Below are 20,085 nucleotides of genomic sequence, written 5' to 3' on the forward strand. Positions count from 1 at the left end.
CCAAATTCCGCGGTGCGGGATGTTTTGCGACCACCGTGGGCGGGCACGCTGCAGACATGAGTATCGAAGACGGACCCGGAGACACCCTGAACCCCAGCGAAAGCCTGGACCCGGACGAGCGAAACCTCGACGACGACGGCGTCGTGGATCCGCCGGACAACTGGCAGGAGGCCGATAAGTTCGGCACCACACCCAGCGAACAAGCCGAGGGTGAGTCTCTGGACCAGAAATTGGCCGAGGAGGTACCCGATGTCGAGATCGAAAATCAGCCCGACATCCCGGTGGCCATCGCGCCAGAAAACACGCTGTCCGAAGAAGTCGTCGACGCGGAGCTCGAGGAGGACGGTCCCGAGGTGATTCCGGACATCGATCACGGGAGTGAATGAGGAAACCGATCTTTGCTGATCAACAACCTGTGGGACCAATTTATGTAAACCGGCATTCTCGGCTGCGGAGCATGGCACACTGACGTCGATTGCAGACCCGCATCGCAAGGAGTTCGATCATGACCCGTGCCGCCGAGGCCGTCCACGTCAGTTCGCTGTTCATCGACGGCAAGTGGGCCACACCCTCGACCACAGATCGAATCGAGGTCCTCTCCGCGAGCACGGGCGCACCGATCGGTTCTGTTCCACATGCCGGCCCGACCGATGTGGACGCCGCCGTGGCTGCTGCCCGCCGGGCATTCGACGATCCCACCGGGTGGCGCACCTGGGAGCCGGCAGCGCGCGCCGATGCCCTCGACCGACTGGCCACCGAGATGACGGCGCGGGCAGGACAGATCGCCGCGCGGGTCTCCGAGCAGAACGGCATGCCGATCTCGACGGCCGGCCAGCTCGAAGGCGGTTTCCCGATCGCAACGGTGAGCTACTACGCGTCGCTGCTCCGCGAGTCGATCGCAGAGGAGACCAATCCGCACATGCTGGGCGGCACCTCGACCACCCGCAAGGAACCGATCGGCGTGGTCGCGGCAATCGCTGCGTGGAACTTCCCGCAATGCCTCGCCGCGTTCAAGTACGCGCCGGCCCTGGCCGCCGGGTGCACCGTGGTTCTCAAGCCCTCACCGGAAACCGTTCTCGACTCCGAGTTGTTGGCGCAGGCCGCCGAAGCTGCCGGTTTGCCGGCCGGCGTACTCAACATCGTGACCGGCGGCCGCGAGACCGGCGCCTATCTGGTGCAGCATCCCGACGTGAACAAGGTCGCATTCACCGGTTCCACCGGTGCCGGCCGTGCGATCGCGGAGGTCTGCGGGCGGCTGCTGCGGCCGGTGAACCTGGAATTGGGCGGCAAGTCTGCCGCCATCGTTCTCGACGACGCCGACCTCGACCTCACTGTCATCGGCGAGAAACTCTTCGGCGCGACCATGCTCAACAACGGTCAGACGTGCTTCCTCGGCACCCGCATACTCGCGCCGCGGCGCCGCTACGACGAGGTCGTCGGCGCCTTCGAGGCGCTGGTCAGCACCCTGGTGGTCGGTGATGCACTCGATCCGGCGACCACGTTGGGCCCGATGGTGAGCGCGCAGCACCGCGACCGCGTCGAGGGCTACATCGCCTCGGGCAAGCAACAGGGTGCACGGCTGGTCACGGGCGGTGGCCGGCCCGCCGGTCTGGACGACGGCTGGTTTGTCGAACCCACCGTGTTCGCGGACGTCGACAACAGCTTCAAAATCGCGCGGGAAGAGATCTTCGGCCCCGTCTTGTCGATCATTCCGTTCGACGACGACGCCGACGCGATCCGGATCGCCAACGATTCGCCGTACGGCCTCGGCGGATCGGTGTGGACCACCGACGAAGACCGCGGCATGGATGTCGCCCGGCAGATCCAGACCGGGACGATCGGGGTCAACACCTACCTGATCGACATGTTCGCACCATTCGGCGGGGTGAAGGACAGCGGCTTCGGTCGCGAACTCGGCCCCGGTGCGATGTCCGCCTACCAGAACATCAAGACCATTTTCCGCTGATCCCCCAGACCAGTGCCTGGTCGGGCGGGGAGGCCCGGCCAGGCACTACCCAAGTGCCGCCGCAGTTATCGCTCAGGCATAGTCCCAGAATTGCAGCCACCGTACGTTGGCAAACAACGTGAGGGTGGCGGCGTAGAGCACAAGCACCGCGAGGACACCGACGAGCGACATCTTGAGTGACGATCCTCGAAAAGGATCCAGCCAGAACGAGAACGCCGCGGTGGCCATCGGCATGAAGAGATACGTCAGCAGTGACACCGACAGAATCTGGCTGAGCCACATGGACAACCAGGGCTCGGCGCCCCACTGGTCGAAGTACGGCCCCACGAAACGCGACAGCACCATCACTGTCGGGTAGAGCACCAGCAGCACCATCATCCCGACTTTCCATTCGGGTGTTGCCGCCGATCGGCCGTCGGCGACCCGCACGATCGAACCGAACGAGTTCGCCTCGAACGACGAGGAGAAGTCCTCCTCGAGACTCGACCTCAGTTCACCAAGGGCCTGCGCGCGTTCCGGAGCATCACGCCACCGGTTCAGCAGAGCGTCGGTGCGGAACTTGACCACGGCGGTCCACTCTTCGATTCCGTCGGCGGCGAGACGTGGTCCGGTGAGAATCGAGTACTCGAAACCCGGTGCGGCTGCACTCAGATCCATCAACTTGCTCTGCGCTGCAATAAATCCGGCCAGGTTATCCGGTTCCACCCGGTGGACGAAGATGCCAACACCGGATGGCGGTTGCTCACCGTCGACGGTGACCAGATCACTGAACTCGCGGCGGATGCCACGGCTTGTCCCCACCTTGAGCAACCGGCACCACTCCGGTGAGTCCAGCCACGCCTGCAACACTGCCTCGTCGGCAAACGTCAACGCCATCGCCGGTTGCCGTTCCTCGGCCACCGCGAGATGCCGATAGCCCACCGCATTCTCCGCGACCGCCCGCACCTGCCCGGACCAATCCGCGAAGTCGTTGTCGGAGTCCGGGTGAAAGGCAACAAAAACGGTTGCCTCACCGGATGTATCGATCATCTACGGAATCAGTCCTCGTCGATCTTGCGACCCTGGACGTACACCGTGGCGATGGCAGGTTCACGCAATTGCATGAGGAGCGCAAAGAGCAACTGATCCCGGGCCAATTCGGCGTCGTCAGCACGAACACCGTGGGTGACCGCGTTGTACAGCGGCGGCCACCGCTCGGGATCGATCACGATGAAGTCGGCTTCCTTGCCGATGTCGAAGTTGCCGAACCGGTCCTCCATGTCGAGCGCGCGGGCACCGGCAAGGGTTGATACGAACAGCATCTCCGCCGGATGCATCGAAACGCCGGCATCACCGGGCTCGGTGATGTGAACCTTGAAGGCGTCGTTGACGACTCGCGAGATCAGCCATTCGTCGCCGCCACCGTGATCGGTTCCGAGGGAGATGTTCACTCCGGACGCCACGGTCCGCAACCACGGCATGGTGCCCGACCCCAGGAACAGCTGCGAGGTCGGGCAATGCGAGATCGAGGTTCCCGTCTCCGCCATGCGGGCCAATTCCCCGTCCTGGCAATGCACCGAATGCGCCATGATCGTGCGCGGTCCGAGGAGCGAGTCGCCACCGATCTTGGAGCCCGGCAAGAACTTTCCGTCATAGGTGTCGAGATAGTTGTCGACCTGATAGACAGCCTTGGTCGCGTCGACCTCACCGGTACCCGGCCGATTGTTCTCGTTCAGGTGCGTGTGGACGTACACGCCCTTCGATCGCACGTCGGTGTACAGCTCACCCAATGCGGCCAGCGTTGTCGGTGTCACCGACAGTGAAAACCGCGGCACCAGTGCGACATGCAACAGTGCGGTCGCGACGTCTCCGGTGTCGGCGCCATGCCACTTGTCGACCTCTGCCGCGGTCAGCTCGATCGCCTTTTCTTCACTTGTCAGCAGAGGACCCGCGGAATCGGGTCCACGGGTTTGGATTCCACGGCCGCTGACGATGCGGAGCCCCCGTCGCTGCGTCTCTTCGAACAACGCGTCTTGCGCGTGGGGGTACGCCGACCCGAACACCATCGCAGCGGTGGTCCCGGCCCGGACCCGCCTGCGCGTGAACTCGGCGGCGGCCAGCTGCCCGAACTCGGGATCACCGAGTTTCGATTCGGAGGGAAAGATGCACCGCTCGAGCCATTCCAGCAATTGCCCACCGCCATACGCGTCACCGGCGAATGTCTGCGGGAAATGAATATGGGTGTCGACGAAACCAGGGAGAATGAATCCGGGCCGATGGTCGACGACCACCGAATGATCGTGTTCATCTGGGAGCGAGGAGAATTCACCGCACCAGGAAATGGTTCCGTCTTCTTCGACCACAAGAGCACCGTCTTCGATGAAGACAAGGGCGTCGTGCGCTGTGGTCACTTTCGGCGAACCGGCGATATGAAAGATCTGTCCGCGGTAGAGGTGTTTCACCGAATCACTAAAGCACCCCGGCGCCATTCGCGCTCGGCGGTCACCATAATTAAATGTCGTCAATCACTGACCAACGTCTGATCGGTAGGGTTGAAAAGGTGCAACGCACCAACGCAACCCACCAGGAACAGGAAGAGGCGATCCTCACGGCGGCAGTCGCGGAGTTCGCCTCCATGGGCGTCCGCGGCGCCAACGTGGAGCGGATCGCACAGCAGGCCCAGGTCAGCCGGAGCACCCTGTACCGCCGGTTTCCCAGCAAAGAAGATCTCCTCACGGCCGTCGGAGCGCGGATGCAAGCAGACTTCATGCGCGGTGTGGCAGCTTCGGTTGAGGGCCTCGACCCCCGCGCTGCCGTGGTCGAGGCCTTCACCCAGACCATCGAGGCTTTCCGTACCAACCCGCTTGCCCGGCGACTGATCGCGGACGAGCCCGAAGCGCTCGACCTGTTGATCGGATTCGAGCGGTCGCAGTCCGACGCGGTCATCGACTCGTTCAGCGATGCCATCGCGCACACATTGCGCAAGGCCGGTGCGTCCATGCCGGCCGGCGACCTCAGACTCGCCGCCGAGTTGCAGATGCGCCTCGTGGCGTCCTTCGCGATGTCCCGCTCCCGCGCACTCGATCTGACCGACGCCGCCGCCACCCGTCAGTTCGCAGAGAAGTTTCTTGCACCGATGATCTGGTGACACACTTCGCGGCTATCCGTTCCACACCCGTCGCACGGTCACCCCACTTTGCTCGCACGACCGCCGATACAAACTGCTATCGTCACTTCAGTTGGAACGTATTCACAGATTTGTGTCAGCACAGGGGGCGTCGCCATGACAGCATTCGACAGCGCGGTTCGTGAGGCCGCACCCATGCCGATCGATGATCGAGACGCCACCTCGGCGCCGCCGCTGGGGCCGGACTCATTGGTCTGGAAGTTCTACGGGGACATCCGCAGCGCCTTCTGCTTCCAGCGCACCGCAGGCACCGAGAACTGCATCGAACAGCTCGCCAAAGGCGTCGAAGACCACTCGGTGATCTTCTCCGATTTCACCGGCCGCGCACAGCGCACCGTGCCCCCGATCATGAACACCATCTACAGCGCGAACCCCCACGAGTGGGGCCGCCGGGTCCGCGACTTCCACAAACCGATCAAAGGCACGATCGACAGCGACGGATCGCGCTATCACGCACTCAATCCCGAGCTCTTCTATTGGGCGCACGCAACATTCATCGACCAGGTCATCTACGCGGCCGACACTTTCATCCGTCGGCTGACAGACGCCGAGAAGGCGCAGATCTTCGAAGAAGGCAAGGCCTGGTACCGCCTCTACGGTGTCAGCTCGCGCAACGAGCCCGAGACCTACTCGGAATTCTGCGAGTACTGGGACTCGATGCTGGACCGCTTTGTGCCGACGAAGACGATCACCTACGCCACCGGATACCTCCGCAAAGGCCTGCCCCGCCCGAAATCGATTCCGGCGCCCATCTGGATGGTGCTGTCACGTCCGTTGAACGCGGTCGTCCGCACCGTGGTCATCGGCACCGTGCCCCAGCAGATGCGCGATGTCTGTGAGCTGGAGTGGAACCCGAAGATGCAGAAGCGCTACGACCGCTTCACCGCAGCCCTGCGCGCGGCGAATCCGATCTTCAACCGCCTTCCGGTGCGCTGGCTGTACATCAAGTACGCGGCAGCCGGTTGGGAACGCGAAGGTGTCGACCCGCGCCGCATCCACAACGGCCGCTGAGTCACCGAAAGCCTCAGACCGCAATACCCATCGACGCTGCCAGCGTGGGCCAGGACTTGCGCAGGTCCTCTTCCCAGTAACCCCAGGAATGGCTGCCGGGCTGATCGAGATCGGTCACCGCCGGAATCCCGAGTTCACTGAGCCGGTCTGCGACCTGCCGGGTGCACAGGCCGGTCGCGGCCTCGATACCGCCGCCGAGGATGATCTGGTCCGTAAGGCTGTCGACCTGGCCGTTGAGCCGCACGTTGTCTTCGTTGTCGTACTTGCCGGGAAGCCCGTTTCGGCTCGACAGATAGATCGCCTTGCCGCGGAGCTTGTCTGCGTTGAGGTACATGTCGTGCTCGGCCCACAGTGGGTTCTCCGGCTCGCCCCACATGTTCGTCATGTCGCCCTTACCGCGGGTCTCGACGACCAACTTCATGTACTCGCGTCCGACGACATCGGTGGTCCGGGCGCACCCACTGAACGATGCGACGCCCTGGTAGAGGTCGCCGTTGAGCGCGGCCAAGAACAACGAGGACGAGCCGCTCATCGACATACCCATGATGGAATTGACGCCCGTGGTGCCGAGTTCGGCGTCGATGACCGGCGGCAGTTCCTTCGTCAGGAACGTTTCCCACTTGTTGTGACCGAGTTCCGGGTCATCTTTGATCCAGTCGGCGTAGTAGCTGAATGTGCCGCCTCGTGGGGAGACCACGTTGACGTCCTTGTCGGCGAAGAAGTCGACAACGTCGGTGGCCTCGAACCAACCGGATTTCTCCACCGCACCCTGGCCGGCGCCGTTGAGCGCGTACAGGGTTGGGCTCGGCCCACTGCGGTCGGCAGGGACGAGCACATCAAGCGCTTCGATGGAGTCCATCGAAGGCGAGTACACGTTGATCACCCAGTGCTGATCTGTGAGGGTTTCGATGCTGGTTATGTAGGCCTGCGAATCGGCATCGTCGGTGTCAGCCGAAGCGGTACTCGTGCCGAATGTTGCAGTTGTCAGAGCGACGAGTGAAGCCAGAGCGAGAGCCCCGACTGTGGAGGTGATGCGCATCGAGGTTGGTCAGCCTTTCGAAATGCTCGATGCACTACGCACCGAACCCCCACCCCTTTGCAGAATGTAGCCGACGGGTGGGTACGTCTCCACCCAGACGCCCTACGATGACAGTTGGCGCGCAACCGATCACATTTGCTTCGACAGGAACTGAAAGGCGTAGCGCCTCCCCCGCACAGGCACTGAGAGCGCGTACCCTGCGAAAAATCGATGAACTCGGTGAACCGATCGAAGGGGCTCGGATCAGGCATGAACATCGCGGCAACCACTGGCCATCGCAACGTCTCGATTTTGGGGATCGGCGCGTACCGACCGAAACGGATCGTCACCAATGACGAGGTGTGCGAGATCCTCGACTCGACGGATGAGTGGATCTTCGAACGCAGCGGTATCCGGAGTCGCCGGTGGATCAGCGGAGACGAGACCGCACGATCGATGGCCGTCGCAGCTGCCGATCGTGCCATCAAGAACAGTGGCATCGACCGCCAGGACGTCGACGCCCTGATCCTGGCGACCGGCAGCTGGAAGACAAAGATTCCCCATGGCGGCCCGGTGGTGGCTCTCGATCTCGGGATCAACGGGATCCCGGCCTTCGACGTCGCTTCGGGCTGCGGTGGTTTCGGCTACGGCCTGGGCTTGGCGACCGACATGATCCGGTCCGGCTCGGCCCGGCATGTACTGGTGATCGGGGTCGAGACGATGTCGGTGGTGATGGAACCCACCGACCGCAACACCGCTTTCATCTTCGGCGACGGCGCCGGAGCGGTAGTGGTCGGTCCTAGTGCGGAAAACGGCATCTCCCCCACCGTCTGGGGCAGCGACGGCGAGAACAGCGACGCCATCTCGCAGAACTACGACATCCCCGAGTACATGAACCGCGCCGAAGAGTTCCAGTCCAAGGACCCCGAGACCGACCCGATCGGGCGGATGGTCGTCGAGATGCAGGGCAGTCGCGTATTCCGCTGGGCGGCAATCACTCTGCCCAAGGCACTCGGCAAGGTCCTCGAACAGTCCGGCGTTGCGAAGGAAGACATCGAGATCTTCATCCCGCATCAGGCCAACGCCCGGATCAACACGCTGATGAAGGCCAACCTCGGTCTGCCCGACGACGTTCCCGTCGCGAACGACATCGAGACCACCGGAAACACCTCGGCGGCATCGATCCCGCTGGCCATCGAAGAGATGCTGGTGACCGGGAAAGCCAAAGGCGGCCAGACTGCATTGCTCCTGGGCTTCGGTGCCGGTCTGAGTTACGCCGGCCAGGTCGTCACCCTGCCCCCGGCGCCGGTCGAGGCCAGCTTCTAGCCGGAATCGGTGGCTTTGGCGAGGCCCACCTGAACTCTTACTCGCCGAAAGCCGCCAATTCCGCGTGTGATTCGAGCCGCCGCGAGGCGTCATCGCGGGTGTCGCGGATGTGCTCGGTCAGCAACGCGGCAGCCTCCTCTGGTCTGCGATCACGAATTGCGGCGAGGATGGCACGGTGCTCGGACACGGAGTCACCACGCCGACTCCCAGCCGCAGGCAGATAGAAAAAGCGCACCCGCTTGTTGAGGTCGGTGACCATCGACGACAACACTGCGTTCTGTGCGCAGGACGCCATGGCGACATGGAACTCCGCATTGATCGCGGCCAGGACTGCGGGATCTTCGGCGACGGCCTGCCGTGCCACGATCTCTTCGAGCTCCGTCAGCTGTTCTGAGGTACGGCGCTGCGCCGCCAACCGGGTCGCCTGATGTTCGACGATGAGCCGCGCCTCGAACAGGTCGGCCATCTCATCGCGGTCCCGTTCGCGAACGAACATGCCCCGATGGTGGCGCCGGACAACCCACCCATCGGCCTCCAGCGCACGCAATGCCTCCCGGACCGGGATGTGACTGACCCCGCGAGCACGAGCGAGCTCGTCCGCATTCACCTTGCTCCCCGGCGTCATCCGGCCGGTGAGAATCTCTTCCTCCACGTCCGCCCTGATCAGGTCGGCGACCGGCACCGCGTCGGCAGGCGTCTTCGATGGCATGCCGCGAATCCTATATGTAACTGCGATCACCCGCGGGCTTCTCAGTCGGCTAAACCACGACCCCGAAACCCGGCAAGAACACTCAAACACTGCCCACACTCGGTTTAACAACCAGTTCACAAACGTGAAACCAAAGACGACAGCAAGGACTGTTTCCTATAGGAAATCGCACGCACCTTCTCGGAAGGATCTTCATGACCCCCCACGCGAGCACGGTTGACGCCCATTCGGGAGCCGACCTGCCCAACGACACACTCGAGACCCTGCCACCCATCGATCCCTTCGAGGAGTACGAGGACCGACCGGTTCCGACCGCAGCACGAAAGTCACTGTTCTCCGTGTCGGCGGTATGGCTCGGCTTTCCGATGATCCTGACCTGCGCGGTCTTCGGCGGCATGGTGGTGTATTCGCTCGGCTTCTGGCTCGGCATGGCAGCCATCCTCACCGGCAATCTGATCCTGATGGCCTACGTCGGCATACTGAGCCACCAGGCAGGCAAGACCGGCGAGAACTTCGCACTGATGGCGGCCCGCACCTTCGGTGCCCGCGGCTACCGCATTCCGGCCGCCTTCTTGGCCACGGTCGTGATCGGCTGGTTCGCCTTCCAGACCGGCCTGACCGGGTCGACGCTCGAGAGCGGCATGGGCTGGAACGCCACCCTCATCGCGCTCATCGCCGGAGTCGGCTATCTCCTGGCCACACTCCTGGGCATCCGCGCACTGACGGTCATCGGGATCATCGCGGCGCCGCTGTATCTCGTGTTGGGGATCGTGGCGATCGTCAAGGCGTCCTCGACGCCGGGTGCCTCCGATTTCGCCTCGTACTCAGGTGGGGCCGGTGCAAGCGCGCTCAGCTTCGGTGCCGCCGTCACGCTGGTTGTTGCGCTGTTCGCAGACTCGGGCACGATGACCGCCGACTTCACCCGCTGGTCGAAGAACGGCCGTGAAGGTTTCCTCGCCGCATTCAGCGCTTTCCCGGTGGGCAACACCATCGCATTGGCGATCGGCGGAGTGATCGTGGCCATGGGTGCCTCCGACGATCCCGGTACCGCCGGTGGCAGCTTCCTGAACATCCTGATCGATCACGGCGGCGTACTCGTCCCACTGGCCGTGGCATTCGTATTCATCAATCTTGGGTCGGTGTGCACGCATTGCCTGTACAACGGCGCGGTCGGCTGGAGTCAGCTGACCGGTGTCCGCATGCGGCCGTTGACCGTGCTGCTGGGTGCGATCGGCGTCGTCCTCGCGGTGGCAGGAGTCTGGAGTCACTTCGAGGAATGGCTGAACCTGCTCGGTGTCGTCGTGCCGCCACTCGGCGCGGTGTTGATCACCGATCAGATGTTGCGCCGCAAGGCTTCCCGCAGTTCGGACCGGGCCTGGGAGGCCGGCGCCTTCATCGCATGGGGTCTCGGCGCGGCCGCTGCTCTCGCCGCGCACTACCTGCTACCCGAACTCTGCGTGGTCGTTGTTGGCATTGTGGTCGCCGCCCTCATAGCCCTCGCGCACGATCGCATCGTCCGGAAGACTAACGTCCCGTCCGCCGCGTGACCACCGATCACACCACCCGATCTCGTCAAAGGAACTCTGTGACAACCGCTTCCGCTTTCCCCACCCTCCCCGGCGCCACCCCATACGCCTGGCCGTACAACGGTTCGTTCCGACCGGAGTCGACCGCCCTGCTGTGCATCGACTGGCAGACCGACTTCTGCGGCCCCGGCGGGTACGTGGACGCGATGGGCTACGACCTTTCCCTCACCCGCACACCATTGGAGCCGACGGCCCGGGTGCTGGCGGCCGCCCGCACCGCGGGACTGACCGTCATCCATACCCGCGAAGGACACCGTCCCGATCTCTCCGACCTGCCGGAGAACAAACGCTGGCGGTCCGCACAGATCGGGGCAGAGATCGGGGCCGAAGGCCCCTGCGGCCGGATCCTGGTGCGCGGTGAAGAAGGTTGGCAGATCGTGCCCGAAGTCGCACCCATCGACGGCGAGGTGATCATCGACAAGCCGGGGAAAGGCGCGTTCTACGCCACCGATCTCGACCTGGTGTTGCGCCGCAACGAAATCACGCACATCATCCTCACCGGAATCACCACCGATGTCTGCGTGCACACCACGATGCGCGAGGCCAATGACCGCGGTTACGAATGCCTTGTCCTCTCCGACTGCACCGGAGCAACGGATCCGTCGAATCACCGCGCGGCCCTGCAGATGGTGACCATGCAGGGTGGCGTCTTCGGCGCGGTCGCGTCGTCGGACGACCTTCTCGCGGCCCTGGGTTCTCAAACCGTCGCTGCGGTCGCCGGGTAGGGCCAACGGTGGTGGCTTTTGGCCAGGCCCACCTGGGGCTTTTACTCGCCGAAAGCCACCATCATCGGGATACTTATTTCCTTCGTCGTGCGCGCGGCCGGTCGGCAGGCGCCGGCTTCGGGTTGGCCGCTTCCTTGCGAACCTCGATCTGGGTGGCACGCTCGGCCTCGAGCCAGTCGGGCATCTCGGACAGGAGGGTGTTGATCTGCTCAGTGGTCAGCGCCTCGGTGATGCCGTGGCGCACCAGAGCGCCCTTCGAGATCCCCAGTTTCATCGCCACCAGGTTCTTCGGGTGAGGCCCATTGACGCGCAGATCGCGCAGCCATTCCGGCGGGTCCGCCTGCAGCGCATCGAGTTCCGCCCGGGTGATGAGGCCCTCCTGGAACTCGGCGGGCGTCGCCGGCAGGTACACGTCCAACTTCTTGGCGGCGGTGGCCGGCTTCATCGACTGCGAACTCATATGTCGAGGGTATCGGGCGGTAGCCTCTTGGCGTGACCACACCCGACGACGCCCCCTCATTTCGGCTGGCGTACGTGCCCGGCGTAACACCCGGCAAGTGGGTTCGCACCTGGAGTGAACGAATCCCGCAGACACCTCTCGAACTCGTCGCGATGGACGTCGCCGCGTGCGCCGACGCAATCCGCGACGGGCGGGTGCAGATGGCGATCACACGTCTTCCCGACGCACTGCGCCACGGCGATCCGGGGCCGCACCACACGATCGAGCTCTACGAGGAGACGACCGTCGTGGTCGTGCCGAAAGACCACGTCTTCACCGTTGGCGATGAGATAAGCGTTGCCGACCTCGCCGACGAACAACTCCTGTGGCCGCTCGACGAGCCCATCGTGATGTCGAATCGGCCGGGAACAGCTGTGGACCACCAACCGGAAACCACCGGCGACGCAATGGAACTCGTCGCGGCGGGTACCGGCATCATCCTGGTCCCGCAGTCGCTGGCCCGACTGCATCATCGCAAGGATCTGGTCTTTCGTCCGGTGACCGACGCACCGGCCGGATCCGTCGGTCTAATGTGGCCGGCCCCTACCTCTGAGCTCGCCGACGAGTTCATCGGCATCGTGCGGGGTCGCAAATCCAGCTCGTCGCGGGGAAGCTCTGCCCCCGCCCCCAAGCGCTCTGCCAAGGAGAAGTCATTGGCCAAACAGGCCCGCCGCGAGGCCACCGGGAAGAAACCCGGCAAGGGCCGACGCCGCTGATCTCACCCCTCGCTCGCGTCACAGCCCGAGCGAGGGTCAGTCCTCCGAGCGAACGTCGTCGTACCCGACGATCAGCGGGGCGTGATCGGAGAGCCGGAGTTGGGGCGTGGATTCCTTGTCGACGGTGACCCGACGTGCGCGCCGGGCCAGGCCAGGGGTGGCCAGCTGGTGATCGACGCGCCAGCCGACGTCCTTCACGAACGACTCCCCTGCCCAGCTCCACCAGGTGAGCGGGCCCGGACGGTCACCGTGCAGAGTGCGCACCACATCGACCAGCCGACGCGGTCCGGTGATCTCATCGAACCAGGCCCGCTCCTCCGGCAGGAAGCCTTCCATCTTGCGGGCGGCACGCCAGTTCGTCACGTCATGTTCGGTGTGCGCCACGTTGAGGTCGGCCAGCAGCAAGAACTCCCGTCCGGCCTGCCGCGCGGCCCGACGGTTGCGCTCGAGCTCGCGGGCGAATCCGGCCAGAAACCGTTGCTTCCGAGCATATTTGACTCCCCCGTCGGGTTGCTCACGCATCGATCCGGGGCGCTGGAGTTCGGCGGGCAGGCCGCCTTTGGGGAGGTAGAGATTGCCGATGGTCAGCGGCCGATCGGCCAGATCGACCTCGATGTAGCGACCCTCGGCGGCGAACTCCGACAACCCCCGGGCCTTCGGCGGATGCGTCAACCAGGTGCGCACGGCGGCGGGTTCGTGCCGGGTCAGGATCGCCACCCCGTTGCGTCCCGGAATCGAACCGACGTCGATCGACGCGATGTGGTCACCGAAGTCGCCGACGTCATCGATGCCGCACCGTAGTTCCTGCACCCCGACCACGTCCGGGGCGCGCTGGGCCAGCCAGTCATCGAACCCGCGGCGCCGGGCCGCACGGATGCCGTTGACATTGAACGATGCGACGGTGAAACCACCGGTGGGTGTCACTGTCGCCTCCTCGATCACATCTGTCCCGCAGTCGCGGGGCGAGAATACCGCGAGAGGACTTCAGCAACGACGGCCCACCTCACACCTCGACCAGCAGGGCGCGATGGTCGGAAACCTGTGCGTGGTGATTTTTCCCGTGTGCGCCCGAAACCAAAGGGACCCCGGCATCTGATCTGATACCGGAGCCCCTTGAACTGCGGAAGCGGAGGGATTTGAACCCCCGGTGGTTTCACCCACGCTCGCTTTCAAGGCGAGTGCATTCGGCCGCTCTGCCACGCTTCCTTCGGCACAGAGCCTACTTCACGCGGGCCTGAGGGTTCTCACGCAGCCACGTATCGACCTTCAGGAAGGTTGTCGCCATGGCTTCGCGCTCGTGATCTTCGAGGTGATCGAGTAGGTAGGTACGAACCGCGACAACGTGACCTTTGGCGGCGTCGTGGAGTTTGATCCGGCCCGACTCGGTGATCCGGCAGACGCGATTGCGCTGGTCCTTGTCGTGATCCTTGGCCATCCGCTCGACCCAGCCGGCTTCGGCCATCCGGTCCACACGTCGCGAAATGGTGCTCTTGCTGCTCAACGCACCATCGGCGAGAGCGCTCATCCGCATCGATTCCGACTCCGACAGCAACACCAGAATCCGGTAGTCGGCAAAGGTGAGACCAGCGGTTTCGACCAGGGCGTCATTGATCGCGTCGAACAGGCGCTGCGATCCATTCATGAACGATCGCCACGCAAGTTGTTCAGAGTCATCGAGCCAGGGCACAGCTGTATTGTCTGTCATTTCTCCCCCGGACTACGACTTTTGACCCAACAACGCCAGGATTGAGCGTTTACAAATCGGGACCTTACCGCCATTAAATGCGCGGCTTACGGACACCACCTACCGCCCAACGGCATCCGCCGAGTAAAGGTAGAGGCATGACCTCAATGCGCGCAGTCAACGTGACCGAGTTCGGTCCGGCCGAGAACCTCACCGTGGCCGAGGTCGACAAACCCCGCCCTGGCGCGGGAGAGGTGCTGATCAAAGTGGCCGCGGCCGGCGTGAATCGGGCCGACCTGCTGCAGCGGCAGGGCAACTATCCACCACCTCCCGGCGCGAGCCACATCATCGGCATGGAGGTCTCCGGGACCATCGACGAACTCGGCCCCGGTGTGGCCGGCTGGACCACCGGCACGGATGTCTGCGCGCTGATCGCAGGTGGCGGCTACGCCGAGTACGTCGCGGTCGCAGCCGAACACCTGCTGCCGATCCCGGACTCCGTGAATCTGATCGAGGCCGCGGCGCTACCCGAGGTGGCCTGCACCGTGCTGTCCAACCTCAAACGAACCGCCCACTTGGCGCCGGGTGAACTCGTCCTGCTCCACGGAGGCGGAAGTGGCATCGGCACCCACGGGATCCAGTGGGCCAAGGCGTTGGGCGCAACGGTTGCCGTGACGGCAGGCTCGGACGACAAGCTCGAACTGTGCCGCGACCTCGGCGCCGACATCACCATCAACTACAAAACCGACGACTTCGTCGAGGTGATCAAGGAGCAAGGTGGTGCCGACGTGATACTCGACATCATCGGCGCAAAGTACCTGGGCCGCAACGTGTCTGCGCTTGCCAAAGACGGCCGCCTGGTGATCATCGGCATGCAGGGTGGTGTGAAAGCGGAATTGAACATCGCCGAACTGCTGAGCAAGCGCGGTACCGTCCACGCCACCGCGCTGCGCGGCCGGGACCAGTCCGACAAGGCCGCCATCGTCGCCGACACCATCGCCACCACCTGGCCGCTGATCGCCGACGGCAGGATCAAACCTGTTGTCGGAGCGACATTTCCGCTGGCCGAAGCCGGCGCCGCCCATGTCCTGCTCGAGTCGGGTGAGGTGTCGGGCAAGATTCTGCTCACACTCTGAGCGCCCGCCGATTTCGTCCCCTGCAGAGGTGCCCAAGGGAGCAATGTTCCCTCGGGCGCCCACTGTGGGGCCGAAAAATGGCGAAAGTCAGCCCAGCGATCCCAAAGTGCGCACCAGCTGGTCGATTTCGTAAGGCGTTGTGTACGGACCGAGGCCGATGGTGACGGCACCGCCCACGTCGTTCACGCCGATGCCACTGAGCACCCGGCTGTTCACGTCGGCGAGTGCGCAGATTCCGTTGTCGGCCAGCCGTCGAACCACCTTGTCGGCGGTCACCCCGGTCACGGTGAAGCTGACCACCGGAATCCGTACGGCGGCCGATCCGACCAGATTCACCAGGTTCAACTGCCCCAACGATCGCAGCAGGTACTGCAGCAGTCGCTGTGAGTATTCACTCAGCGCCGTCATCGAGGTGACCAACCGCTCACGCCGGGTACCGGTGGCCGATTCGTCGAGTCCGGCGAGGTGTTCGATCGATGCGACCAAGCCGGCCAGCAGGGCGTGCTGATGTCCGTCGACCTCCAGCCGGGACGGACCTTGCGCGTCCGGGTCCAGCGACATCGACCGCACCCGGGACAACATCTCGGGGTCGCGGAAGATCAACGCTGCCGTCGCCGGTCCACCCCAGCGGTCGGCACTGACCACAAGGACGTCGGCGCCGAGCGCCTCGATGTCGAGCAACGTGTAGGCGGCTGCGCTGGTCGCGTCGACAACAACAAGTCCGTCGATCGCATGGACAACCGCGGCTGCGGTGGCGACGTCGACCACAGAGCCGATCGTCGACGACGCCAGGGGCATGGCCACCACGCTCGTCGACCGACTGACTAGCCCGTCGTACTGCCAGACCGGCAGTTCACCGTTTTCGATGTCGACCTCGGCCCATTTCACCTTGGCGCCGAAACGATCGGCGGCACGCAGCCACGGCAGTACGTTCGCCTCGTCGTCGAGCCGGCTGACCACCACTTCCGATCCGAGCCACACCCGGGTGTTGAGACTCTCGGCGAGCACGTTCAGCAGGTGTCCACGGGACGGTCCGAGCACCACTCCGCGGGGATCGCCACCGACCAGATCTGCCACCGCCGCACGAGCGGCATCGATGATCCCCGCCGACTTGCGGGCCGCGGGGTAGATGCCACCTGGCTGGGAGACCAGGGATCGAAAACCCTTCGACACGGTTGTCGCCACCGAGTCGGGAATTTGCATTCCTGCCTGCGGATCGAGATGTATCCAACCATCACCCAGCGACGGGAACAGTCCCCGAACGCGGGCGACGTCATAAGCCATGGCAGCCACCATAGACGGTCCCCGCGACACCGCAATGCCCCTCGTCTGGGCAACTGCGTGCAATCGCCGCTCAACATCAGGAGAATGAACGGATGACCGATGAAAATCTCAACAAGCGTCCGATCGCGGGTATCAACGACGACGACGGCATCCTTGTGGTCCCGTCGGCCGATTCAGAGGGCACCGGCGATGACGACGAGGGCATGCGCGCCATGGTCGAGCCCGCGAAGGTGATGCGGATCGGCACCATGATCAAGCAGTTGCTGGAAGAGGTACGGGCCGCACCGCTCGACGACGCCAGTCGCGCCCGGCTCAAACAGATCCATCGGTCGTCGATCCTCGAGCTCGAGGACGGGCTCTCGCCCGAGTTGCGCGACGAGCTCGAACGGCTCGCACTGCCGTTCACCGAGGACGACGTCCCCTCCGATGCCGAGTTGCGGATCGCTCAAGCGCAGCTCGTCGGCTGGCTCGAAGGCCTGTTCCACGGTATCCAGACCGCGCTGTTCGCCCAGCAGATGGCCGCGCGTGCCCAGCTCGAACAGATGCGGCAGGGCCAGCTGCCCCCGTCGGGCCCCTTCGCAGGCGGTGGTCCCGGCGGACCGCACGGGGCGGCCGGTACCGGTCAATACCTCTGACGCTCGACCCCATGGGAGCGAGAGCCCCGGTGCGGTGACGGTAGGCTCGACTCTCGTGTCAACAGCAGCCGACGAAGTACCTATGCGGCCCCCATCAGCGGAGTCCGATTCGCGGTCGCTCAGGCGGGCCTTCGGCGACCTCTCGTCCGGCTTCAAACATTCCGAACTCTGGCTGCTCCTCGGCTGGCAGGACATCAAGCAGCGTTATCGCCGGTCATTGCTGGGTCCGCTGTGGATCACCATCGCCACCGCGGTCACCGCCGTCGCGATGGGTTTGCTCTACTCGCAGCTCTTCGGCAACGAGATCCACGACTTCCTGCCGTACGTGATGCTCGGATTCATCTTCTGGAACTTCATCCAGGGATCGATCCTCGAAGGCGCCGAACTCTTCTCCAGCAACGAAGGCCTGATCAAGCAGATCCCGGCTCCGCTGAGCGTGCACGTCTACCGGCTGACCTGGCGTCAGCTGATCATCTTCGCGCACAACATCCCGCTGTACCTGGTCCTGCTGATCATCTTCCCGCAGCCGGTGACCTGGACCGTGATCCTGGTCATCCCCGGCATCGCGCTGCTGGTGGTCAACGCGATCTGGGTGGCCATCGTGTTCGGCATCCTGTCGACCCGGTTCCGCGACATCGGTCAGTTGCTCACCACCGCTGTTCAGCTCATCTTCTTCATGACACCGATCATCTGGAGTGCCACCGACCTCGAGAAGAACGTCGGCGCCGACTCCAGCCGGGTCAAGCTCGTGCAGCTCAACCCGATGTTCCACTACCTCGAGATCACCCGCGGACCACTGCTGGGCGAATCGGTAGCGCTCTATCACTGGCTGATCGTCATCGCATGCACCGCCGCCGGATGGGCAGTGGCGTTGCTGGTTTTGCGTAATTACCGTGCCCGCGTTCCGTATTGGGTGTGAGGTCATGAGTCAAGTACGAGTCGATACCTGGGATGCCTGCGTGGATTTCCCGATCTTCGACGCCAAGACCAGGTCGTTGAAGAAGTCAGTCCTCGGTCGGGCCGGCGGTGTGATCGGATCCAACGAATCCAACGTGATCGTGGTCGAGGCCCTCAAAGACATCAACTTGCATCTGTCGCATGGTGACCGGATCGGCCTGGTCGGGCACAACGGTGCCGGCAAGTCGACACTGCTGCGGCTGTTGTCCGGCATCTACGAACCCACCCGTGGCGCCTGCGCGATCAAGGGCCGCGTGGCACCGGTCTTCGACCTCGGCGTCGGCATGGATCCCGAGATCTCCGGCTACGAGAACATCGTCATCCGCGGCATGTTCCTCGGGATGAGCCGCCGCGAGATGCTCAAGAAGATGGACGACATCGCAGAGTTCACCGAGCTCGGCGACTACCTCTCGATGCCACTGCGCACCTACTCCACCGGCATGCGGGTGCGGGTTGCGCTCGGTGTGGTCACCTCTATCGACCCCGAGATCCTGATCCTCGACGAAGGTATCGGCGCCGTCGATGCCGAGTTCATGAAGAAGGCCCGGGTCCGGTTGCAGGAGTTGGTGAAACGGTCCGGGATCCTGGTCTTCGCCAGCCATTCCAACGAGTTCCTCGCCCAGCTCTGCGATCGCGCCCTGTGGATCGACCACGGAGCGATCCGGATGGACGGCGGCATCGAAGAAGTGGTCGGCGCCTACGAAGGTCCCGAGGCTGCCCGGCACGTGCGTGAAGTGCTGGCCGAGGTCGAAAAAGATGCCTGAACCCAAGGTCATCGCCGTGGTGGTGACCCACCGTCGACTCGAACTCCTCGAGCAGTCGCTGATCGTGCTGACCAACCAGACCCGCCCCATCGACCACCTGGTGGTCGTGGACAACGACAACGACAACGACGTCGCCGACCTCGTTGCTGCCCAACCGGTTCCGGTGACCTATATCGGATCGGCCCACAACCTCGGTGGCGCAGGCGGTTTCGCGCTCGGCATGCTGCAGGCCCTGGCGCTGGGCGCCGACTGGGTCTGGTGCGCCGACGACGACGGCCGCCCCGAAGGCCCCGAGGTGCTGCAGAAGCTGCTCGATTGCGCCACCACCCACCAGCTCGACGAGGTTTCGCCGGTTGTCTGCAACATCGACAACCCTGAAACCCTGGCGTTCCCGCTGCGTCGCGGCCTGGTGTGGCGCCGCAAACGGTCCGAACTCTTCGCCGACGGCGAGACCTCAGATCTGTTGCCGGGCATCGCATCCCTGATGAACGGCGCCCTGTTCTCGGCTGCGGCCATCGACGCGGTCGGCGTGCCAGATCTGCGCTTGTTCGTCCGCGGCGACGAGGTCGAGATGCATCGTCGCCTGGTGCGGTCCGGACTGAATTTCGGAACCTGCCTGACCACGGCATACCTTCATCCGGACGGCAGCGGCGAGTTTCGCCCCATCCTCGGTGGCCGGATGCACACCCAGTACCCCGACAACGAGACCAAACGCTTTTTCACCTACCGCAATCGCGGCTATTTGATGAGCAGGCCCGGGATGCGGAAACTCCTGCCCCAGGAATATGCCCGATTCGGATGGTATTTCCTTGTGCAGCAACGTGATGTGGCCGGGTTCAAAAACTGGCTGCGATTGCAGTCACTCGGACGTCGCGAGCGTTTCGGCAAGCCCTGAACGACCGA

General features: G+C 64.0%; 21 protein-coding genes and 1 tRNA gene. 13 read left to right on the forward strand and 9 right to left on the reverse strand.

Annotated features, from left to right (window positions below; genetic code table 11):
• Positions 1–56: 56 nt before the first annotated feature.
• On the forward strand, positions 57–386 hold the full coding sequence (locus AC56PL_RS10250) for a hypothetical protein (RefSeq protein ID WP_497153747.1): 330 nt from the start codon (positions 57–59) through the stop codon (positions 384–386).
• A 119-nt stretch (positions 387–505) separates the two neighbouring features.
• Entirely contained in the window at positions 506–1,966 is a 1,461-nt protein-coding gene (locus AC56PL_RS10255) for an aldehyde dehydrogenase family protein (protein ID WP_495513594.1), read from the forward strand.
• Between the two features lie 72 nt (positions 1,967–2,038).
• On the opposite strand, the gene AC56PL_RS10260 is transcribed toward AC56PL_RS10255, so the two are convergent.
• Together AC56PL_RS10260 and AC56PL_RS10265 are read right to left on the reverse strand one after the other, a co-directional pair.
• Positions 2,039–2,995, reverse strand: a complete 957-nt coding sequence (locus AC56PL_RS10260) for an antibiotic biosynthesis monooxygenase (RefSeq protein WP_495513595.1) — start codon at positions 2,993–2,995, stop codon at positions 2,039–2,041.
• Positions 2,996–3,003: 8 nt separating this feature from the next.
• The gene (locus AC56PL_RS10265) at positions 3,004–4,434 is read right to left on the reverse strand and encodes a guanine deaminase (protein ID WP_497153748.1); all 1,431 of its coding nucleotides are present in this window, start codon (positions 4,432–4,434) and stop codon (positions 3,004–3,006) included.
• A 26-nt stretch (positions 4,435–4,460) separates the two neighbouring features.
• On the opposite strand from AC56PL_RS10265, the gene AC56PL_RS10270 reads away from it, so the two are divergent.
• Both AC56PL_RS10270 and AC56PL_RS10275 read left to right on the forward strand, forming a co-directional pair.
• A complete protein-coding gene (locus AC56PL_RS10270) occupies positions 4,461–5,093 on the forward strand; it encodes a TetR/AcrR family transcriptional regulator (RefSeq protein ID WP_497153749.1) in 633 nt (210 codons plus the stop codon).
• Positions 5,094–5,228: 135 nt separating this feature from the next.
• A complete protein-coding gene (locus tag AC56PL_RS10275; RefSeq protein ID WP_497153750.1) occupies positions 5,229–6,143 on the forward strand; it encodes an oxygenase MpaB family protein in 915 nt (304 codons plus the stop codon).
• 13 nt (positions 6,144–6,156) lie between these two features.
• Here AC56PL_RS10275 and AC56PL_RS10280 read toward each other — a convergent pair whose 3' ends face one another.
• Positions 6,157–7,182: an alpha/beta hydrolase gene (locus tag AC56PL_RS10280; protein ID WP_497153751.1), complete on the reverse strand. Its 1,026-nt coding sequence runs from the start codon at positions 7,180–7,182 to the stop codon at positions 6,157–6,159.
• A 249-nt stretch (positions 7,183–7,431) separates the two neighbouring features.
• On the opposite strand from AC56PL_RS10280, the gene AC56PL_RS10285 reads away from it, so the two are divergent.
• Entirely contained in the window at positions 7,432–8,487 is a 1,056-nt protein-coding gene (locus AC56PL_RS10285; protein ID WP_495513600.1) for a beta-ketoacyl-ACP synthase 3, read from the forward strand.
• Positions 8,488–8,524: 37 nt separating this feature from the next.
• Here AC56PL_RS10285 and AC56PL_RS10290 read toward each other — a convergent pair whose 3' ends face one another.
• A complete protein-coding gene (locus AC56PL_RS10290) occupies positions 8,525–9,196 on the reverse strand; it encodes a GntR family transcriptional regulator (RefSeq protein WP_497153752.1) in 672 nt (223 codons plus the stop codon).
• Positions 9,197–9,390: 194 nt separating this feature from the next.
• On the opposite strand from AC56PL_RS10290, the gene AC56PL_RS10295 reads away from it, so the two are divergent.
• Both AC56PL_RS10295 and biuH read left to right on the forward strand, forming a co-directional pair.
• Positions 9,391–10,743, forward strand: coding sequence for a cytosine permease (locus tag AC56PL_RS10295; protein WP_497153753.1), 1,353 nt, complete (start codon positions 9,391–9,393; stop codon positions 10,741–10,743).
• 38 nt (positions 10,744–10,781) lie between these two features.
• Positions 10,782–11,507, forward strand: coding sequence for a biuret amidohydrolase (gene biuH, locus AC56PL_RS10300; protein WP_497153754.1), 726 nt, complete (start codon positions 10,782–10,784; stop codon positions 11,505–11,507).
• A 73-nt stretch (positions 11,508–11,580) separates the two neighbouring features.
• Here biuH and AC56PL_RS10305 read toward each other — a convergent pair whose 3' ends face one another.
• Positions 11,581–11,952 carry a DUF5997 family protein gene (locus AC56PL_RS10305; protein WP_495515947.1) on the reverse strand — a complete coding sequence of 124 codons (372 nt, stop codon included), beginning with the start codon at positions 11,950–11,952 and terminating at the stop codon, positions 11,581–11,583.
• A 47-nt stretch (positions 11,953–11,999) separates the two neighbouring features.
• Here AC56PL_RS10305 and AC56PL_RS10310 point away from each other — a divergent pair, with 47 nt between their 5' ends.
• The gene (locus tag AC56PL_RS10310; protein WP_497153755.1) at positions 12,000–12,722 is read left to right on the forward strand and encodes a LysR family substrate-binding domain-containing protein; all 723 of its coding nucleotides are present in this window, start codon (positions 12,000–12,002) and stop codon (positions 12,720–12,722) included.
• Positions 12,723–12,758: 36 nt separating this feature from the next.
• Here AC56PL_RS10310 and AC56PL_RS10315 read toward each other — a convergent pair whose 3' ends face one another.
• The 3 genes from AC56PL_RS10315 to AC56PL_RS10325 all read right to left on the reverse strand — a co-directional run bounded on the left by AC56PL_RS10315 (position 12,759) and on the right by AC56PL_RS10325 (position 14,427).
• Positions 12,759–13,646 (reverse strand): exodeoxyribonuclease III, encoded by an 888-nt coding sequence (locus AC56PL_RS10315; protein ID WP_497153756.1) that lies wholly within the window; start codon positions 13,644–13,646, stop codon positions 12,759–12,761.
• Between the two features lie 197 nt (positions 13,647–13,843).
• A tRNA-Ser gene (locus AC56PL_RS10320) sits at positions 13,844–13,928 on the reverse strand.
• Between the two features lie 13 nt (positions 13,929–13,941).
• A complete protein-coding gene (locus tag AC56PL_RS10325) occupies positions 13,942–14,427 on the reverse strand; it encodes a MarR family transcriptional regulator (protein WP_495513606.1) in 486 nt (161 codons plus the stop codon).
• 146 nt (positions 14,428–14,573) lie between these two features.
• Between AC56PL_RS10325 and AC56PL_RS10330 the strand changes: the two genes are divergently transcribed.
• The gene (locus tag AC56PL_RS10330; protein WP_497154286.1) at positions 14,574–15,542 is read left to right on the forward strand and encodes an NAD(P)H-quinone oxidoreductase; all 969 of its coding nucleotides are present in this window, start codon (positions 14,574–14,576) and stop codon (positions 15,540–15,542) included.
• Between the two features lie 87 nt (positions 15,543–15,629).
• On the opposite strand, the gene AC56PL_RS10335 is transcribed toward AC56PL_RS10330, so the two are convergent.
• On the reverse strand, positions 15,630–16,826 hold the full coding sequence (locus AC56PL_RS10335) for a cysteine desulfurase-like protein (protein ID WP_495513607.1): 1,197 nt from the start codon (positions 16,824–16,826) through the stop codon (positions 15,630–15,632).
• 92 nt (positions 16,827–16,918) lie between these two features.
• Between AC56PL_RS10335 and AC56PL_RS10340 the strand changes: the two genes are divergently transcribed.
• The 4 genes from AC56PL_RS10340 (at position 16,919) to glfT1 (ending at position 20,077) form a co-directional block, all read left to right on the forward strand.
• Entirely contained in the window at positions 16,919–17,461 is a 543-nt protein-coding gene (locus AC56PL_RS10340; RefSeq protein ID WP_495513608.1) for a proteasome activator, read from the forward strand.
• An 82-nt stretch (positions 17,462–17,543) separates the two neighbouring features.
• Positions 17,544–18,380: a galactan export ABC transporter permease subunit Wzm/RfbD gene (wzm, locus tag AC56PL_RS10345; protein ID WP_495515949.1), complete on the forward strand. Its 837-nt coding sequence runs from the start codon at positions 17,544–17,546 to the stop codon at positions 18,378–18,380.
• A gap of 4 nt (positions 18,381–18,384) precedes the next feature.
• The gene (gene wzt / locus AC56PL_RS10350) at positions 18,385–19,182 is read left to right on the forward strand and encodes a galactan export ABC transporter ATP-binding subunit Wzt/RfbE (protein WP_495513609.1); all 798 of its coding nucleotides are present in this window, start codon (positions 18,385–18,387) and stop codon (positions 19,180–19,182) included.
• Complete coding sequence (gene glfT1, locus AC56PL_RS10355; RefSeq protein WP_497153757.1) at positions 19,175–20,077, forward strand: galactofuranosyltransferase GlfT1; 903 nt, start codon at positions 19,175–19,177, stop codon at positions 20,075–20,077. Before wzt ends, glfT1 begins: the two co-directional genes overlap by 8 nt.
• The last annotated feature ends 8 nt before the right edge of the window (positions 20,078–20,085 follow it).

It is taken from the genome of Williamsia sp. Y721 (assembly GCF_059683565.1).

Excerpts from the sequence above, each read along its gene's own strand:
- AC56PL_RS10250 (WP_497153747.1), top strand. The coding sequence starts at position 57 with ATGAGTATCGAAGACGGACCCGGAGACACCCTGAACCCCAGCGAAAGC.
- AC56PL_RS10255 (WP_495513594.1), top strand. The coding sequence starts at position 506 with ATGACCCGTGCCGCCGAGGCCGTCCACGTCAGTTCGCTGTTCATCGAC.
- AC56PL_RS10260 (WP_495513595.1), bottom strand. The coding sequence starts at position 2,995 with ATGATCGATACATCCGGTGAGGCAACCGTTTTTGTTGCCTTTCACCCG.
- AC56PL_RS10265 (WP_497153748.1), bottom strand. The coding sequence starts at position 4,434 with ATGGCGCCGGGGTGCTTTAGTGATTCGGTGAAACACCTCTACCGCGGA.
- AC56PL_RS10270 (WP_497153749.1), top strand. The coding sequence starts at position 4,461 with ATGTCGTCAATCACTGACCAACGTCTGATCGGTAGGGTTGAAAAGGTG.
- AC56PL_RS10275 (WP_497153750.1), top strand. The coding sequence starts at position 5,229 with ATGACAGCATTCGACAGCGCGGTTCGTGAGGCCGCACCCATGCCGATC.
- AC56PL_RS10280 (WP_497153751.1), bottom strand. The coding sequence starts at position 7,182 with ATGCGCATCACCTCCACAGTCGGGGCTCTCGCTCTGGCTTCACTCGTC.
- AC56PL_RS10285 (WP_495513600.1), top strand. The coding sequence starts at position 7,432 with ATGAACATCGCGGCAACCACTGGCCATCGCAACGTCTCGATTTTGGGG.
- AC56PL_RS10290 (WP_497153752.1), bottom strand. The coding sequence starts at position 9,196 with ATGCCATCGAAGACGCCTGCCGACGCGGTGCCGGTCGCCGACCTGATC.
- AC56PL_RS10295 (WP_497153753.1), top strand. The coding sequence starts at position 9,391 with ATGACCCCCCACGCGAGCACGGTTGACGCCCATTCGGGAGCCGACCTG.
- AC56PL_RS10305 (WP_495515947.1), bottom strand. The coding sequence starts at position 11,952 with ATGAAGCCGGCCACCGCCGCCAAGAAGTTGGACGTGTACCTGCCGGCG.
- AC56PL_RS10325 (WP_495513606.1), bottom strand. The coding sequence starts at position 14,427 with ATGACAGACAATACAGCTGTGCCCTGGCTCGATGACTCTGAACAACTT.
- AC56PL_RS10330 (WP_497154286.1), top strand. The coding sequence starts at position 14,574 with ATGCGCGCAGTCAACGTGACCGAGTTCGGTCCGGCCGAGAACCTCACC.
- AC56PL_RS10335 (WP_495513607.1), bottom strand. The coding sequence starts at position 16,826 with ATGGCTTATGACGTCGCCCGCGTTCGGGGACTGTTCCCGTCGCTGGGT.
- AC56PL_RS10340 (WP_495513608.1), top strand. The coding sequence starts at position 16,919 with ATGACCGATGAAAATCTCAACAAGCGTCCGATCGCGGGTATCAACGAC.
- wzm (WP_495515949.1), top strand. The coding sequence starts at position 17,544 with ATGCGGCCCCCATCAGCGGAGTCCGATTCGCGGTCGCTCAGGCGGGCC.
- wzt (WP_495513609.1), top strand. The coding sequence starts at position 18,385 with ATGAGTCAAGTACGAGTCGATACCTGGGATGCCTGCGTGGATTTCCCG.
- glfT1 (WP_497153757.1), top strand. The coding sequence starts at position 19,175 with ATGCCTGAACCCAAGGTCATCGCCGTGGTGGTGACCCACCGTCGACTC.